Annotated in this window: 14 protein-coding genes; 6 read left to right on the forward strand and 8 right to left on the reverse strand. The window is 65.1% G+C overall.

Annotated features, from left to right (window positions below; translation table 11 throughout):
• The first annotated feature begins 15 nt into the window (after window positions 1–15).
• Window positions 16–441, forward strand: coding sequence for a GNAT family N-acetyltransferase (locus NKJ28_RS16500; RefSeq protein ID WP_352636469.1), 426 nt, complete (start codon window positions 16–18; stop codon window positions 439–441).
• 17 nt (window positions 442–458) lie between these two features.
• On the opposite strand, the gene NKJ28_RS16505 is transcribed toward NKJ28_RS16500, so the two are convergent.
• From NKJ28_RS16505 to NKJ28_RS16520, 4 genes are read right to left on the reverse strand one after another with little or no spacing between them, the layout of a single operon-like run.
• Window positions 459–1,625: an NAD(P)/FAD-dependent oxidoreductase gene (locus tag NKJ28_RS16505; protein WP_352636470.1), complete on the reverse strand. Its 1,167-nt coding sequence runs from the start codon at window positions 1,623–1,625 to the stop codon at window positions 459–461.
• A 30-nt stretch (window positions 1,626–1,655) separates the two neighbouring features.
• A complete protein-coding gene (locus tag NKJ28_RS16510) occupies window positions 1,656–3,242 on the reverse strand; it encodes an ATP-binding protein (protein ID WP_352636471.1) in 1,587 nt (528 codons plus the stop codon).
• A complete protein-coding gene (locus NKJ28_RS16515; protein ID WP_352636472.1) occupies window positions 3,230–3,922 on the reverse strand; it encodes a response regulator transcription factor in 693 nt (230 codons plus the stop codon). Before NKJ28_RS16515 ends, NKJ28_RS16510 begins: the two co-directional genes overlap by 13 nt.
• A gap of 4 nt (window positions 3,923–3,926) precedes the next feature.
• A complete protein-coding gene (locus NKJ28_RS16520) occupies window positions 3,927–5,471 on the reverse strand; it encodes a DUF4153 domain-containing protein (protein WP_352577309.1) in 1,545 nt (514 codons plus the stop codon).
• A gap of 278 nt (window positions 5,472–5,749) precedes the next feature.
• On the opposite strand from NKJ28_RS16520, the gene NKJ28_RS16525 reads away from it, so the two are divergent.
• Entirely contained in the window at window positions 5,750–6,631 is an 882-nt protein-coding gene (locus tag NKJ28_RS16525) for an HpcH/HpaI aldolase/citrate lyase family protein (protein ID WP_352636473.1), read from the forward strand.
• Window positions 6,632–6,659: 28 nt separating this feature from the next.
• A complete protein-coding gene (locus tag NKJ28_RS16530; RefSeq protein ID WP_352458330.1) occupies window positions 6,660–6,866 on the forward strand; it encodes a DUF1737 domain-containing protein in 207 nt (68 codons plus the stop codon).
• Window positions 6,867–7,057: 191 nt separating this feature from the next.
• Here NKJ28_RS16530 and NKJ28_RS16535 read toward each other — a convergent pair whose 3' ends face one another.
• Entirely contained in the window at window positions 7,058–7,480 is a 423-nt protein-coding gene (locus tag NKJ28_RS16535; protein WP_023680515.1) for a metallopeptidase family protein, read from the reverse strand.
• 183 nt (window positions 7,481–7,663) lie between these two features.
• Between NKJ28_RS16535 and NKJ28_RS16540 the strand changes: the two genes are divergently transcribed.
• The 3 genes from NKJ28_RS16540 to NKJ28_RS16550 are packed head-to-tail and all read left to right on the forward strand — an operon-like array spanning window position 7,664 to window position 13,462.
• Entirely contained in the window at window positions 7,664–8,746 is a 1,083-nt protein-coding gene (locus NKJ28_RS16540; protein WP_352636474.1) for an ImuA family protein, read from the forward strand.
• A complete protein-coding gene (locus tag NKJ28_RS16545; RefSeq protein ID WP_352636475.1) occupies window positions 8,679–10,157 on the forward strand; it encodes a DUF6504 family protein in 1,479 nt (492 codons plus the stop codon). Before NKJ28_RS16540 ends, NKJ28_RS16545 begins: the two co-directional genes overlap by 68 nt.
• A complete protein-coding gene (locus NKJ28_RS16550) occupies window positions 10,154–13,462 on the forward strand; it encodes an error-prone DNA polymerase (RefSeq protein ID WP_352636476.1) in 3,309 nt (1,102 codons plus the stop codon). Before NKJ28_RS16545 ends, NKJ28_RS16550 begins: the two co-directional genes overlap by 4 nt.
• Before the next feature lie 42 nt (window positions 13,463–13,504).
• Here NKJ28_RS16550 and NKJ28_RS16555 read toward each other — a convergent pair whose 3' ends face one another.
• From NKJ28_RS16555 to trxA, 3 genes are all read right to left on the reverse strand, one after another.
• The gene (locus NKJ28_RS16555; protein WP_023675986.1) at window positions 13,505–13,744 is read right to left on the reverse strand and encodes a Trm112 family protein; all 240 of its coding nucleotides are present in this window, start codon (window positions 13,742–13,744) and stop codon (window positions 13,505–13,507) included.
• A gap of 204 nt (window positions 13,745–13,948) precedes the next feature.
• Window positions 13,949–14,620, reverse strand: coding sequence for an LON peptidase substrate-binding domain-containing protein (locus NKJ28_RS16560; RefSeq protein WP_023675985.1), 672 nt, complete (start codon window positions 14,618–14,620; stop codon window positions 13,949–13,951).
• A gap of 163 nt (window positions 14,621–14,783) precedes the next feature.
• A complete protein-coding gene (gene trxA / locus NKJ28_RS16565) occupies window positions 14,784–15,776 on the reverse strand; it encodes a thioredoxin (RefSeq protein WP_352458335.1) in 993 nt (330 codons plus the stop codon).
• Window positions 15,777–15,845 lie beyond the last annotated feature (69 nt).

Raw genomic sequence — 15,845 nt, forward strand, 5'->3', positions numbered from 1 at the left:
TGCACTTTTGTCGACATGACAACGCGATCCACGATCCTTTACGCCAGCGAACCGGGCCTCGGCATCGCCGAGTTCCGCCGCGTTCTGGTGGAATCCGGCCTCGGCGAGACACGGCCCGTCGATGATCATGCCCGTTTGAAGGCGATGCTTGCCAGTGCCGACCTGGTGCTCACCGCGCGCATCGATGCACCGGGCAAGCCACTGGTTGGTGTCGCTCGCGGCATCACCGACTTTTCCTGGGTCTGCTATATCTCCGAGCTCGCTGTTTCTGCATCGGCGCAAGGGCTGGGTATCGGCAAGGGCCTGATGGATGAGGCACGCCGGCAACTCGGACCTTCCGTTGCCATCAGCCTGATCTCCATACCCGACGCCGTCGGCTTCTATGAGCGTATCGGCATGGAGCGCATGCCCAACGCATTCTGGTTCGGCCGCAAGCGCTGACGCCTGCCGCGGACTTCTCAGATTACATTCAATTCCCGAAACGGCCGCCCATCGGCGATCCGGCTGTACCCGAACGCCGAGCAATCCACCGTGCGATAGCCGCCATGCACGATCAGTTCGGCCAGCGCCTTGCCGACCGCCGGAGCCTGCTGCAAGCCGTGGCCGGAAAAACCGTTGGCGAAGAGGAAATTGCCGACCTCGGGATGCGGGCCGATCACCGCGTTCTGGTCGAGCGTGTTGTAGTCGTAATGGCCGACCCAGGCGCGCGTCGGCTTGATCGCCTCGAAGGCCGGAATGCGGGTCGCCAGCACCGGCCAGATCACCTCTTCGAACAGCGGCCAGTCGGGGTCGAAGTCGGCGGGGTCGGCCGGTCCTTCGCCCTCTTCCGGCTCGGCGCCGCCGGTGATGTAGACCGAGCCCTCCGGCCGGACATAGATGCCGCTCGGGTCGACCAGCAGCGGCATGTCGTCATATTTTTCGCGCGCCTCGAAGACGAAGACATTGCGCTTGCGCGGCTCCACCGGCAGCGCCAGCCCGGCCATTGCTGCCACCTTGCCGGCATTCGGCCCGGCGGCGTTAACGACGGTGCCGACCTCGAGCCGCTCGCCATTGTCGAGGGTCACACCGGCGACGCGCTTCCCCTGCCGCTCGATACCGGTCACCGACGCTGTGATGAAATCGATGTTCTTGCTTCGCAGTGCCTTGCGGAACAGCATCAGCATAGCATGCGCGTCGAACCAGCCTTCGCCGCTGCGGCCATAGGCGCCGGCGGAAATGCCCTCGACCGACAGCCACGGAAAGCGGCGGACGAGCGCCTCGGCATCCTCGAGCACGATGTCGGCGCCCTCGGCCATCTGCGCCTCGTGGTTGGCCCGCAGGATCGGCAGCCCGTTCTCGCCGGCAAGGATGAGGTAGCCGCCTTCGCGAAAGCCGATATCGGCGTCCGCGCCAAACTCTTCCCTGAGCCGCCGGAACAGTTTCAGCGTGAATTGCGACAGCCGGATGTTTTCCGGGATCGAGAACTGCTGGCGGATGGAGGCGCAGGACAGCGTGGTCGCGGCGCGGGAAAATTGCGGGTCGCGCTCGACAAGCGCGATCGAGCCCGAAAACCCTTCCTCGCGCAGATAATAGGCGACCGAGGAGCCGACGATGGCTCCGCCGATGATGACGATGTCGTAATGCACCTTTTGGCCCTTCCGATCTGAACCGCCGAGTCACGCCGCCGGCAGGATGATTTCGAAGCGCGTGCCGCTCGCCGAGTCAACCAGCCGGATCGTGCCATCATGCGCTTTCAGGAGGGCCAGCACGATGCCGAGGCCCATGCCGGTGCCGCCGGAATCGCGGCGCGTGGTGAAGAACGGCTCGAAGATGCGGCCTCGGTTGCTGGGCGAAACGCCGGCGCCGTCGTCAGCGACCACGATGGTGGCCTTGCCGTCCGCTTTTGCGGCTGTGACCGATACCAGCGTCGCGCCGTGCCGCGCCGAATTGTCGATGAGATTGGCCAGCACGATCGCAGCGTTTTCGGCCGATATGCGCAGCCCGATCTCGGTGCCCGCCTCGACGCGCACCGCCAGCCTGTCGTCGGCCGGCAGCAGCGCCAGTGCCGCACCGAGCGACGTGCTTTCGCCGCTCGGCTCGAGATTTTCGGCGCGCGCCAGGTCGAGCAGGCGGCGCACCAGAAGGTTGAGCCGGCCGGCATCGGTGACGATATTGTCCGAAAACCGCCGCCGCTCGGCCTCGTCCATCGCGCTGCCCGAATCGCGCAGCAGTTCGGCGGCCCCCTGGATCGCCGTCAGCGGCGATTTGAGCTCGTGCGAGACGTGGGTGGCAAAGGTCTGGATGCCGTCGGAGCGTGCGTGCAGCTTTTCGGCCATGTCGAGGAAAGCAGCAGAGAGTTCACCCATTTCGCGCGTGCCGTGGTGATCGAGCGGCCTGATCGCCGCGCGGTCGCCGGCGGCGATGCGTTTCGTGCGTTCCATCAGCGCATAGATCGGACGGCTGACGGCGCGCAGGAAGACCAGCCCGATCAGCAGCGCGCCGCCGAGGATGGCGATTGCCGCCAGCGCCACCTTGCCGCGCTCGCCATAGAGATGCTTGACGATGTTGTTCGGCGTCCGCGACAGATAGACGACGCCGGCGACCTTGCCGGAGACCGCAACCGGCATGGCCACGAAGACGCGAACCTTGGTGCCGCGGCTGACCGAATAGAGCGGCGGCGACGGCTGGTCGGGAACCCGCAGCCTGAGCGCGCTGGCGTAGCGGGCGGCAAGCGCTGCGCGAACCTCGTCGACAGCCGCGAGCGACAGGCCGGCCTCCTCACGGCCGGCGATGACCACGCCTCTGGGATCGAGCAGCCGGAAACCGGCGAGCGTGGTCTTCTGCGTCTCGGCAAGAATGCCCGACAGGCGTGCGCCGATTGCAGCGAAGGCGGGATCGGCGATGGCCGCGGTGGCCGCGGGCCGGGTCGGCAGGATCCTGTCGGACGCAAGATCGAGGCGCGGTTCGATTGGCTGGTAGGGAGAAGCCCGATCGCTGGTGTTGGGTGAAGGCACGGGTGCGCCGAGCTTTTCCGGGGCAAGGCCGGCCTCACGAACCTCTTGCGCATAGATCGCGCCAAGGGCGGCGCCTTGGGCGATCAGCTCGGCCTCGGTCTGCCTGATCAGCTGGTTCTCGTAGAGCCGGAAGAAAAACAGGCCAGCCAGCGGCAGCGCCATCACCATGATCAGGATGGCGATGACGACCGTGGCGAGGCGAGGCCGCCATTTGCTGCCAATCAGTTCTTGGGCGCTCACGCGCCGCATCCGCCCAGCCGAAAACCGACGCCGTGCACCGTCTCGATCGCATCGACGCAGCCGACGGCCGCCAGCTTGGCGCGGATATTGCGGATATGGCTGTCGACGGTGCGGTCTGCGACATGGATATTGGCCGCATAGGCGTTGGCCATCACCATGTCGCGGCCAAGCACATGCGCCGGCCGCGCCAAAAAGCCTTTCAGGATCGCGAATTCGATCGACGTCAGCGCCAGCGGCTTGCCGTCGAAGCTGGCTGTATGGCTTGCCGGAACCAGCAACAGTCTGCCATGCGAGAATTGCCGGTCGTCGGCTTGTTCCGGCGTGGGCCGGGCGCGGCGCAGAATGACGTTGACGCGGGCGACCAGCTCGCGCGGGCTGAACGGCTTGGTGACATAATCATCGCCGCCCATCTCCAGCCCGAGGACGCGGTCGATCTCTTCATCCCGCGCGGACAGGAACAGCACCGGCAGGTCGGATGTGTGGCGCAGCCGCCGGCACACTTCCAGCCCGTCCATTTCCGGCATGCCGATGTCGAGCACGACGAGATCGGGCTCATGGCGCTCTATCGCCTGCAAGGCAGCCGCGCCGTCCGGCACCGCCAGCGTTTTCATGCCGGCCTTTTCCAGCGCGAAGCAGATGATTTCGCGAATGTGCGGGTCGTCGTCGGCGACCAGTATGTGGTGCGGCATCAAATCAGCGGCCCGGCATGAAGGGTTCGGACATCGGAGGAACCACGAACGGGCCACGCCTGTCGAGGGCGCGGTTGAGCCGCCAGTCACGAAAGCTCCAGCCCCGCCAGTTTTCCTGGCCGGCGCGGAAGCGTGCTTCGTCCTGTGCATACCAGCCGGCGAGTTCGCGGATGGAGGCATCCTCTGCGGAAACCGTCCTGCTCTGGTGCTGGACGAAGCGATCGAGCGCCGGCAAGGCGCCGGGCCCGAGCGAGCGCAGGTACCAGACGTCGAGCTGGGTGCCTTGGCCGGTCATTTCGAAGCAATGGTCGACATTGTAGTTGGCGATCAGCGCGGCAAAGTTGATGAACGAGCAGGCATAGAGCGTCGCCGATAGCGTCAGAAGATTGGCGGAAAGCAGCCATTCGTTGGACTTTTCGCGCGCGATGCGGGCTATGATCAGGACAAGGCCCGCCGCCACCAGCCCCATCCAGACGAACGCAGCGACACGCCAATAGGTCAGCGCATAGATACCGATATAGAGATCGAGCCGCAGGATCGACGAGATCACCAGGAGGATGTTCTGCGCCACCCAGGCATAAACCAGCCGGCGGATGAGCGGATCGCCGGAGGTCGCACTTCCCGGCCGCAGCGCCGCCAGCACGAAGCCGGCGGCCAGCAGCGCCGTGACGATCAGCGGATACGCGCCGCGATGCGCGTAGGCGGCATAGGTCAGCCCGTCGGGAAGCGCGATGCCGCCCCACAGATAGGTGGCGTCGAGTGCGCTCTGCACCGCGAACAGGATGTTGAAGACGACGAGCGCGCGGAGGATAGCGGCCTTGCCGAAGACGATGTCCTCGATGGTGGTCCTGGTGGCCGGCGTCGCCGGTGCGCTGGCTGGCGACACCCTGCGGCGGCGGAGAAAGCGCGGCAGGCGCGGCCGCAGAAAGGCCCAGACGCAGGCAAGCACGAACAGCCAGAAGGCGAGACGTGGCAGCTGGACGAGGTCGAGCAGTGCCATCAGGTCGATCAGCGAGAACCAATATTCGATGACCGGATTGGCGGCGCCGAACAGCGCGAGGAACACTGCGCCGAGGCCCAGCGGCATGACCCAGACGGCGATCGCCGCAAGGCGCACGCGCCGCCGGCCAAGCCGCCGCGCCGCCATGCGCCAGCGGAAGAAATCAAGGACGAGCCGAAATGGCGTTGCAAGCAGGAACAGCGAGAGTTGGCCGGCAATACGGGCAAGGCCGCGCCGCAACCGTCCGGCCAGTGAAAGCGCGAAGATGGCCGTCGCCGCCAGCGCGATGGAGACGGACAGTGCGCTGACATTTTCCACAAGCGGCAGCAGCGCCATAAACAGCGCAACCGGCTTGAACCAGAACCTGCCATCCTTGAAGGCGCCGAGAGGATGGAGAGCCATGCTCGCCGCTGCAATCGCAACGCCGAACAGGAAAAGCGTGATGCCCGCCGGTTGGCCATAGAAGAAAAAATCGGCCAGCGCGACGAGCAGGACGGCAACGCCGAAGCGGTTGCAATAGCTCGGCGCCGCCGAGAGGAATACTATCATGATCGGGCTTTCTCGGCGGCTTTGATGCGGCCGGTGGGCGGGGATTTCCGGACGAAAGGGAGGAGGTTTACCGAAGTCCGGGGCGGATCGACGAGCCACCAGCTTTCGCGGCGAAGCCGGTATGGCAGGGACCAACGGGAGTTCGTTCGCTCTTGCATGCCGCCCTTGTCGCATCCGGTCGGGTGGCAAGCGGGGCGGAGACGAGGAGATTTTCCGAAATTGCGCGCAGTTTTTATGCACGGCTTGCCTCGGCCGGCTGCAGACGGCATAGATCGGAGATGACCACCGAAAGCTACCGCCCGCGCCGCTCGGTGCTTTACGTCCCGGCTTCGAACGACAAGGCGCTGGCCAAGATCCAATCGCTGGCCTGCGATACCGTCGTCATCGATCTCGAGGACGCCGTCGCCCCGGCCGACAAGCCTTCCGCGCGCGAAAAGCTGGCGGCGATTTTCGCCGGCCATTCCAACCGGCGCTGCGAGATGGTGGTGCGCATCAATGCGCTGTCGAGCGAATGGGGCGCCGACGATCTGCCGGCCGCGGCAAAATGCACGCCCGACGCCATCCTGCTGCCCAAGGTCGACACGCCGCGCGACATCCTCGAGGCCGGCGACGTGCTCGACGACAATTTTATCGCGGACGAGGTCAAGCTGTGGGCGATGATCGAGACGCCCAAGGCGCTGCTCAATATCGGGCCGATCGCCGAGCTCGGCCGCGACCCAGCCTCTCGCCTGGTTTGTTTCGTTGCCGGAACGAACGACCTGATCAAGGACACCGGCATTCTCGCCACGCCCGATCGGCGCTATCTCGTGCCATGGCTGATGCAAATGGTGCTCGCGGCGCGTGCCGGCGGCCTCGACCTGCTCGATGGCGTCTTCAATGATTTTCGCGATATGGACGGGTTTGCGCGCGAGTGCACGGAAGCGGCCGCCATGGGTTTTGACGGCAAGTCGCTGATCCACCCAGCTCAGATCGAAGCCGCGAACCGCGCCTTTGCACCGTCGCCCGAAGCAATAGCCGAGGCGCGCGCGGTCAAGGATGCCTTCGCGTTCGCCGAAAATACCGGTAGGGCGGTAGTTGCGCTGAACGGCAAGATGGTCGAGCGGCTGCATCTGGCGCAGGCCGAAAAACTGCTGGCGAAGGCCGCCGCTGTTCGCGCATGACTAACGTAACTGACGACAGGATTGAAGAATGAAACTCTACCGCTTTCTGTCCGGCCCGGACGATGCCAGCTTCTGCCACAAGGTGACGGCGGCGCTGAACAAGGGCTGGCACCTGTTCGGCTCGCCGACCTATGCCTATGACAAGGAGGCCAAGACCATGCGCTGCGGCCAGGCCGTGGTGAAGGACATCGAGGGCCAGGAATACGGCCCCGACACCAAGCTCAGCGATTGGTAGGCTTTGCAAAAGCGCCGAAGCAGGGTGTGTTGAGATTCAGGTCAGGCCGCGCCGGAGTCGAAGACGGGCGCGAAGCGACCAGACTGGGTGGTTTCCGAGAACCGGAGCGGAGCGTACTTTTGGGGACGTTAACACCGGAAGTGCGGGAAGCCGCCGTTCGCAGGCCGGCATCACCTGAATATCAGCACATCCTACTCCGCTGCCTCTTCGATCTTCTCCATATCGTCGTCCGACAGGCCGAAATGGTGGCCGATCTCGTGGATCAGCACATGGGTGACGATGTCGCCCAGCGTTTCCTCGTTCTCGGCCCAGTAGTCGAGGATGGCGCGACGATAGAGCGTGATGCGGTTCGGCCCCTCGCCGGTCTGCGGATTCCAGCGCTCGGCGATGCCGCGCCCCTCGAACAGGCCGAGCAGGTCGAAGGGCGTTTCCAGCGAAAGGTCGTCCATGATCTCGTCGGTCGGGAATTCGGCGATCTGAATGACGATCTCGCCGGTCAGCTTGCGAAAGTCCTCCGGCAGATGGGCATAGGCCTCCAGCGCCAGGAGCTCGATTTCCTCCATCGTTGGCGAAAGCTGGTCGTGCCAGATGCGTGTTTGGTAGATGCGAGCCATGCTTTGTCCTTTGATCCCGGCATATAGGCTTTCAGGCCGGACTCGGCAAATGGTCGGGCTGGAGTGCCCGTGTCATGCCCCCACTACAGGAATAAATTCCCCATGACTCCGCTTGACTCTTCGGGCGGCCTCTGGAATCCTAGGGAACATAGCAGGAACAATTGTGAGTGGAAGCTGACCGTCATGGCGACAAGCGCCGTGGCGCGGGAGACTGTTTTTGCCCTGCGCCGCCAGATCGCGAAGATCGAAGGGACCTTGCCCGAGCGCCTGGAGGCGCCGGCCAGTTCGTCGTTTGACGCGGATGTCCCTCGTCAGAGTCTGACACCCTCTCGGCATCCGACACCCGCTCGGAATCTGACCATTGTCCGGCGCGGCCTTGCCGTGGCGCCGCCCGATGCGTTTTTGCGCACCGGCGCCGAGCGCCTCGATGCTGCGCTGAGCGGCGGCCTGCCGAAGGCGGCGGTGAGCGAGTTTCATGGCGCCGCGACCCGCGATGCCGGGGCCGTTGCCGGTTTTGCCTTGTCGCTCGTCAGCCTGATCCTAAGCCAGGGGCCGCGATTGCCGGTGCTGTGGATCGGCACATCAGAGGTTTTCCGCGAGGCCGGCTTTCCCTATGCCAGGGGGCTTCACGCCTTCTTCGGCATCGAGCCGGAGCAATTGCTGTTTTCCGAGGCGCCAAGGCTGCTCGATGCGCTGTGGATCGCCGAGGAGGCTGCCCGGATGACGGCGCTGGCCGCCGTCATCCTCGAAATCCGCGGCAGCCCGCAGCGGCTTGACCTCACCGCGACGCGGCGGCTGCACGCCCGCGCGCAGAGTGCGGGCCGGCCGCTGTTCCTGCTGCGCCAGGCCGGCGAGCCCGAACCGACGGCAGCGCCCGTCCGCCTCATCCTGTCGGCGGCACCGGCGGCAACGCGTAAGACGCTTGCCGGGCCGCTCGCCGGCTCGATCGGCCGGCCCGCCTTCACCGTCGCCATCGGCAAGAGCTGCACGGCCTTGCCCGGAAAATTCACACTGGAGTGGAACCCCGATGAACGCATATTCGAAGAAAGACGGGGCGAGCAAGGAAGGTCTCAGGAATGGGCCCCAGAACGGCCAAAGACTCCTATCCCTGTGGTTTCCGCATCTCGCCGCCGAGAGGATCCTGCGGCAGCGTCTGGGGCGGTCCTGGCGTTCCCGGCCGTCGGATCACCTGCCGCTGGTGATCAGTCACCGCGACCGGAACGCCCAGCGCATCGCCGCCCTCGACGAGCGGGCCGAGGCGCTTAATCTGAAGCGCGGCATGGGCATAGCCGACGCACGCGCCATGCATCCCTCGATCGACATCGTGGAGGCCGATCCGGAGGCCGACCGGCGCCTGCTCGAAGGCCTCGCCGACTGGTGCGACCGCTATACCCCGCTGGTGGCGCTTGACGGGACCGACGGCCTCTATCTCGACGTCACCGGCTGCACCCATCTTTTCGGCGGCGAACGCTCGATGCTGGACGATATCCTGTCGCGTTTTTTCCATCAGGGCTTCGATGTCCGCGCCGGGCTTGCCGCCACGCCTGGTGCTGCCTGGGCGGCGGCGCGGTTTGCTGGCGACCGCATCGTGCCCGATGGTGAGGAGGAAGCGCTTCTCGCGCCCTTGCCGCTGGCGGCGCTGCGCATCGACCCGGAGGTACGCGCCAGCCTCGAAAGCGTCGGCCTGCGCACGGCGGGCGCCGTCATGGCGGCACCGCGCGCGCCGCTGGCCCGCCGCTTCGGCGCATCGCTGCTCTTGCGTCTCGACCAGGCGCTTGGCCGCCTCGAGGAGGCCGTGTCGCCGCGCCTGCCGGTGGCACCGCTTTCGGTCGAGCGTCACCTTGCCGAGCCGATCATGCTGACCGAGGACATCGAGCGGCTGACCGGCATGCTGGCGACCACCTTGAAGAGCGACCTCGAGCGTCGCGGCGAGGGCGCAAGGCGGCTGGCGCTGCTGCTTTTCCGCGTCGATGGCGGCGTCAGCCGCATCGCCGTCGGCACCTCGCGGCCTCTGCGCGAGCCGCGGCTGATCCAGAAATTGTTCCACGAAAGGCTTGCCGCGCTCGAACAGGATATCGACGCCGGCTATGGCTTCGATCTCGTGCGCCTTTCGGTGCTGACCGCCGCCGCCTTCGACATGCAGCAGGCCGACCTTGCCGGCGAGACGAGCGACGACGGTGCCGATATCGCGCTTTTTGCCGACCGCATTCGCGCCCGGCTCGGCGAAGGCGCGGTCTTGAAGCCGGTCGCCGTCGAGAGCCATTTGCCGGAGCGCGCCGTCGCCACCCTTCCCTTCACGGAGGCGCCGCAGAGAAGCTCGCCGCCGAAGCAGCCGGACAAGGCGAAGGACGCTCCCTCGACCGTCTTCCAGCCGGAACGGCCGATCCGGCTTTTCCGTTCGCCCGAGCCGATCGAGGTGCCGGCCACCGAAATGCCGGAAGGCCCGCCTTTGAACTTCCGCTGGCGGCGCGCGCTCTATCGGGTCGCGCGCGCCGAAGGGCCGGAGCGCATCGCGCCGGAATGGTGGCGAGGGGCGGCGGGACGAGAAGATGCCCCGACCCGGGATTATTTCCGCATCGAGGATGCCGACGGCCGCCGTTACTGGCTCTATCGCCAGGGCCTTTACAGCGCCTCGCAGCCCTCGCCGCGCTGGTTCATGCATGGGATCTTCGCATGAATGCGCTGACGGCCAACCCCTATGCCGAATTCGGCATCCAGTCGAACTTCTCGTTTCTGCGCGGTGCCTCGAAACCGGAGGAGCTGGTGGTCGCGGCAAAATTCCTGGGGTTTTCGGCGATCGGTCTCGCCGACCGCAACACGGTGGCGGGCGTGGTGCGCGCCTGGCAGCAGGCCAAGGTGGAGGGTGCTTCCTATCATCCCGGCTGCCGCCTGGTTTTTTGCGACGGCACGCCGGACATCCTCGCCTACCCGCAGGATCGCAAGGGCTGGGGGCATCTCTGCCGCATGCTGACGCAGGCCAATCTGCGTGACGAGAACGAAAAAGGGGCGACGCTCCTCAAACAGAGCGATCTTCTCGAATGGGGCGATCTCCTGTCGCTCGCCATACTGCCGGATGTGTCGGCGGACGCGGAAACCAGCCTCGCACTCCTTAGCCGGCTCACGGATCGTTTCGGTGAAAACCTGCGGCTTGCGGTTTCGCCGGATTACCGCGGCAACGACCGCTTCCGTATCGAGCAGGCGGCGGCGATGGCGGAGCTGGCCGGCATCCCGTTGATGGCGACCAACGATGTTCTCTACCATACGTCGGAACGGCGCCCGCTGCAGGACGTGCTGACGGCGATCCGCCTCAATGTGCCCGTCGCCGAGGTGGGCCTGGAGCTGGCGGCCAATGCCGAGCGTCACTTAAAGCCGCCGCTGGAGATGGCACGGCTTTTCCGCAGGCATCCGCAAGCGCTGGCGGAAACGCTGCGTTTTGCCGGCGAGCTGACCTTCTCGCTCAGTGACCTGCAATACAACTATCCCGACGAGCCGACGGAATCGGGTCTTGGGCCGCAGGCCGAACTGGAAAGGCTGGCCAAGGAGGGAGCCGCCATCCGCTACCCCTCGGGCGTGCCCGCTTTTGTGACGCAGCGCATCGAGGAGGAGCTCGCTCTGATCGAGCGCCTGAACTACGCGCGCTATTTCCTGACTGTCCACGACATCGTCAAATTCGCCCGCAGCCAGAACATTCTCTGCCAGGGGCGCGGCTCTGCCGCCAACTCGATCATCTGCTTCTGCATTGGCATCACCGAAGTCGGCCCGGACAAGATCGAAACGCTTTTCGAACGCTTCATTTCCGAGGAAAGAAACGAGCCGCCCGACATCGACGTCGATTTCGAGCATGAAAAGCGCGAGGAGGTCATCCAGTACATCTATTCCAAATACAGCACCAAGCGCACCGCGCTGGCCGCCGCCGTCGTCAGCTACCGGGGCCGCTCGGCGATGCGCGAAGTGGCCAAGGCGATGGGCCTGTCGGACGACGTCCGGGGCGCGCTGTCCAGTTCGATCTGGGGCTGGTCGACCTCGGAGCTCGGCGAAAAGGAGACAAAGGCCGGCGGCCTCGATCAGACCGATCCATCGACAAGGCATGTGATCGAATGCGCCAACGAGATCATGGGCTTTCCTCGTCATTTGTCGCAGCATGTCGGCGGTTTCGTCATCACCCGGGACCGGCTCGACGAGATCGTGCCCATCGTCAAGACGGCGATGGACGAGCGCAAGATGGTCGAGTGGGACAAGGACGATCTCGACGCGGTGAAAATCCTTAAAGTGGACGTGCTGGCGCTCGGCATGCTGACCTGTCTGCAGCGCGCTTTCACCCTGCTCCAGGATCATTATCCGCAGGCGCGGGACGAGTACGGCCTGCCCTATGTGCTGGCCACTCTGCCTGCCGAGGACAAGCATGTCTACGACATGATCTGCCGTGCCGACACGATCGGCGTCTTCCAGATCGAATCGCGCGCGCAGATGTCGATGCTGCCGCGGCTGCGGCCGAAAAGCTTTTACGACCTCGTCATCGAGGTGGCGATCGTGCGGCCCGGCCCGATCCAAGGCGACATGGTCCACCCTTATCTGCGCCGCCGGCAAGGCAAGGAAAAACCCGAATATCCCAAGCCGGAACTGGAAAAAATACTCGGCAGGACGCTGGGCGTGCCGCTGTTCCAGGAGCAGGCGATGAAGATCGCCATCGTTGCTGGCGGCTTCAGGCCGGGCGAGGCCGATGAACTGCGCCGCGCCATGGCGACATTCAAGCGCACCGGCACGATCGGCAATTACCGCAAGAGAATGGTCGACGGCATGGTCGCCAAGGGCTACGAAAAAGACTTCGCCGAGCGCTGCTTCAAGCAGATCGAGGGTTTTGGCGAATACGGCTTTCCCGAGAGCCACGCCGCCTCCTTCGCCCTGCTGGTCTATGCCTCCTGCTGGTTCAAGACCTTCTATCCCGACGTGTTCTGCGCCGCGATCCTGAATTCCCAGCCGATGGGGTTTTACCAGCCGGCCCAGCTTGTCCGCGACGCGCATGACCACGGCGTCGAGATCCGCGAGGTCGACGTCAATTTTTCCGGCTGGGATTGCGCCTTGGAGAAATCGCCTTTCGATCCGGATCGTATCCTTGACCGCCATGCCCAGATGCGCGGCGTCATCCGGACCAGCCATGCCGTCCGGCTCGGCTTTCGCCAGGTCAAGGGCCTGTCGAAGGAGCGCATGGAAGCGTTTGTGTCGAGGCGCGGCGCCGGCTATGCATCCGTACGCGACGTCTGGCTGCGCTCGGGCCTCAACGTCGACGAGATCGAAAAACTGGCGCAGGCCGACGCTTTCCGGTCGCTTGGATTGAACCGTCGCGACGCTCTATGGGCGGTCCGCGCGCTCGACGGCAAGAGTGCCGCCGAAAAGCTGCCGCTGTTCGACCAGCCGGCGATCCGCTTGCGCGATCTGGAGCCTGCAACCAGGCTCCCGACAATGCCGCTCGGCGAGCACGTCGTCCACGACTACCGCTCGCTTGGCCTGTCGCTGAAGGCGCACCCGGTCGCCTTCCTGCGTCAAAGGCTGGATCGTTCCGGCGTCACGCCCAATGTGCGGCTCGGCCAGGTGCGGGACGGCCGGCGCGTTTCGGTCGCCGGCCTCGTGCTGGTGCGGCAGCGGCCGGGCAATGGCAAGGCGATTTTCCTGACGCTGGAAGACGAGAATGCGGTCGCCAACATTATTTTCTGGGAAAGGACTTTTGACCGCTTCCGCCCCATCGTCATGGGCGCGCGTCTCATCCGCGTCACCGGCAAGTTGCAATCGGAATCGGACGTCATCCATATCGTCGCCGAGAAGGTCGAGGATCTGACGCCGTGGCTGTCGGTGCTGCTTGAGCAGGCAAGGCCTGCGGACAGACTGTCGAGCAGTGCAGACGAGGCTCAGCCTGGCAGCATCGCGCAAACGGAACTACTGGGAAAGGCAGAGAAGGTCATGCCCAAAGGGCGCAATTTTCAATAGAGGCGCGAAAGATCGCGACGGAGCGGCTCTGAACCGCAGCGCTCAGGGCGTTCCACCCAGGCGCGGCGGCGGTGGCATGGCATCATCTATGGTGATGACACGCGCTTCCGATGGCAGCATGATCGGAATGCCGTCCCGCACCGGATAGGCAAGCTTTGCCACCCGCGAGATAAGCTCGCCGCGCTCCGGATCCCAGGCAAGCGGCCCCTTGGTCAGCGGGCAGGCCAAGAGTTCCAGCAGCTTGGGGTCGACAGTCCTGTTCCCGTCACGTCCATCCGCCATTTGGTTTGTCCTTATCTGGGCAAATCGGGTTAAGGTTTCGAGCGCGAACTTCCTTCTCCCCTTGTGGGAGAAGGTGGCCGAGCGAAGCTCGGTCGGATGAGGGGTGTTCCAGCTTGGCACCGACGGCACTCCGTCCAGTACCCCTCAACCGTCTCGGCGCTGCGCGCCGATCCACCTTCTCCCACAAGGGGAGAAGGCAAGAACCTACTGCAAACTCGAACCGAAATCCTCATTGTCGCGCGCCAGCGCCATTTCGGTGATGGCGATCAGGGTCTCGGCGCGTGTCTTCAGATCGGCCGCTTCGAGCAGCGCCTGTTTCTCGGCCGGCCCGTAGGGCGCCATCATCGACAGTGCGTTGACCAGCATGGCGTTTTCGGCGCGGCTGACGCTTTCCCAGTCGGCCTCCAGATCGTTAGCCTGCAGATAGGCGCGAAACGCTTTGAGCAGCGCCGGCCGGTCGATCTCGGCGTCTGCCTGCTCCTCGTCGAGATCGGCGAGAAAGGGTGCCAACCGGCACTGCCGGAACGGTGTTTTGACCGTGAGCTCCTGGACAATACGGAACCGGCACACGCCCTGCAGCGAAATCAGGTAACGGCCGTCGCCGCTCTCGGACAGCGCAATGATGCGCCCGGCGCAGCCGACATTGCAGAGCTCCGGCTCGCCGTCGGGACGCAGCGCACCGTCAAGGCTGGGCTGGATCATGCCGATCAGCCGCGGCCCGGCGATCGCCTCGTCGACCATCTGCAGATAGCGCGGCTCGAAGATGTTGAGCGGCATGCGGCCTCCCGGCAGCAGCAATGCGCCCTCAAGCGGAAAGATCGGCATGGTCGACGGTAAGTCCGCAGCGAGCCGGTAATGCGCGTTTCCCGCCTGCACCTCAATCCTCCGATCGCTTTGTCAGGAAGCGCACCAAATCCGTCTCCTCCCGGCCGGCACAAGGCGCAACACCGGAAACCTGAAATCGAACGCCGTCCGAAAACCTAATCTGGCGCAGCCGCGGCCCACCGCAAGCCCGCGCGACAAAACAGTCTGCGCCGGCTCAGGAAAACAGCAGCGACGACAGTTTGCGCCGTGCCGACAGCGTTGCTTCGTCGGTCATGCCCCATGCCTCGAAGAGCTGCAGCAACTGGGTTCTGGCGCCGTCGTCGTTCCACGAGCGGTCGGCCTTGATGATCGCCAGCAGATTGTCGGCCGCCGCCATGCGATCACCCTTGGCGTTCTGGATCATGGCAAGCTCGAACCGTGCCTGGTGATCCCCGGGATTTTCGGCCAGCCGCCGTTCCAGTTCCGCCGGATTGCCGAGCACTGCTGCTTGCGCGGCGAGCGCCATCTTGGCCCGCAGCGCGGCGAGCTGGGGCGCATCCTTCTTTGCTTCCGGCGCCCGCGCCAGCACCGCCTCGGCACCTTCGGCATCGCCGGCCTCGAACAGCAGATCGCCCAAGCCAGCGATCGCCTCGATCGTCTCCGGCGCCTGTTCCAGGATGGCATCGTAAATGTCGGCCGCCGTCTGCACGTCCCCGGCGTCGCGCGCTTCGGCGGCCGCGGCCAGCGCCTCGGCAACTTGCGGCGCACCGCCGTTCTTGCCGCCGACCTTCTGGATGAATTGCGTGATCTGGCTCTCGGGAATGGCGCCCATGAAGCCGTCGACCGGCTGGCCGTCCTTGAAGGCAATGACCGCCGGTATCGACTGGATGCCAAGCTGGCCGGCGATCGATGGATGGTCGTCGATATTCATCTTGACCAGCTTGACCTTGCCACCGGCGGCTTTCACCGCCTTCTCCAGCAGCGGCGTCAATTGCTTGCAAGGGCCGCACCACGGCGCCCAGAAATCGACCAGCACCGGCTGGTGACGCGATTCCTGGATCACGTCGGCGGCAAATCCAGCGGTCGTTGTGTCCTTGATGACGTCGGCCGGCGCCTCCGCAAGCGCGACCTTCTCACGCGCGGCATCGGTGCCGCCATATTGCACGGTGGTGGCATACCGGCCGCCATTGCTGCCAAATGGGCCGCCAAAGGGGTTGCTATCGCTCATCTTGTCGCCTTTCGGTCGCGCCGCCGGCCAAGGGACGGGCGCAAAATCCTTCTTTAGAACCCGGTTTCA

The sequence above is a fragment of the Mesorhizobium sp. M0145 genome, assembly GCF_040322355.1.
In the GTDB taxonomy this organism is placed as follows: Bacteria; Pseudomonadota; Alphaproteobacteria; order Rhizobiales; family Rhizobiaceae; genus Mesorhizobium.

Excerpts from the sequence above, each read along its gene's own strand:
- NKJ28_RS16555 (WP_023675986.1), bottom strand. The coding sequence starts at position 13,744 with ATGGCGGATGGACGTGACGGGAACAGGACTGTCGACCCCAAGCTGCTG.
- NKJ28_RS16510 (WP_352636471.1), bottom strand. The coding sequence starts at position 3,242 with ATGCGGCGCGTGAGCGCCCAAGAACTGATTGGCAGCAAATGGCGGCCT.
- trxA (WP_352458335.1), bottom strand. The coding sequence starts at position 15,776 with ATGAGCGATAGCAACCCCTTTGGCGGCCCATTTGGCAGCAATGGCGGC.
- NKJ28_RS16515 (WP_352636472.1), bottom strand. The coding sequence starts at position 3,922 with ATGCCGCACCACATACTGGTCGCCGACGACGACCCGCACATTCGCGAA.
- NKJ28_RS16535 (WP_023680515.1), bottom strand. The coding sequence starts at position 7,480 with ATGGCTCGCATCTACCAAACACGCATCTGGCACGACCAGCTTTCGCCA.
- NKJ28_RS16525 (WP_352636473.1), top strand. The coding sequence starts at position 5,750 with ATGACCACCGAAAGCTACCGCCCGCGCCGCTCGGTGCTTTACGTCCCG.
- NKJ28_RS16520 (WP_352577309.1), bottom strand. The coding sequence starts at position 5,471 with ATGATAGTATTCCTCTCGGCGGCGCCGAGCTATTGCAACCGCTTCGGC.
- NKJ28_RS16540 (WP_352636474.1), top strand. The coding sequence starts at position 7,664 with ATGGCGACAAGCGCCGTGGCGCGGGAGACTGTTTTTGCCCTGCGCCGC.
- NKJ28_RS16550 (WP_352636476.1), top strand. The coding sequence starts at position 10,154 with ATGAATGCGCTGACGGCCAACCCCTATGCCGAATTCGGCATCCAGTCG.
- NKJ28_RS16530 (WP_352458330.1), top strand. The coding sequence starts at position 6,660 with ATGAAACTCTACCGCTTTCTGTCCGGCCCGGACGATGCCAGCTTCTGC.
- NKJ28_RS16500 (WP_352636469.1), top strand. The coding sequence starts at position 16 with ATGACAACGCGATCCACGATCCTTTACGCCAGCGAACCGGGCCTCGGC.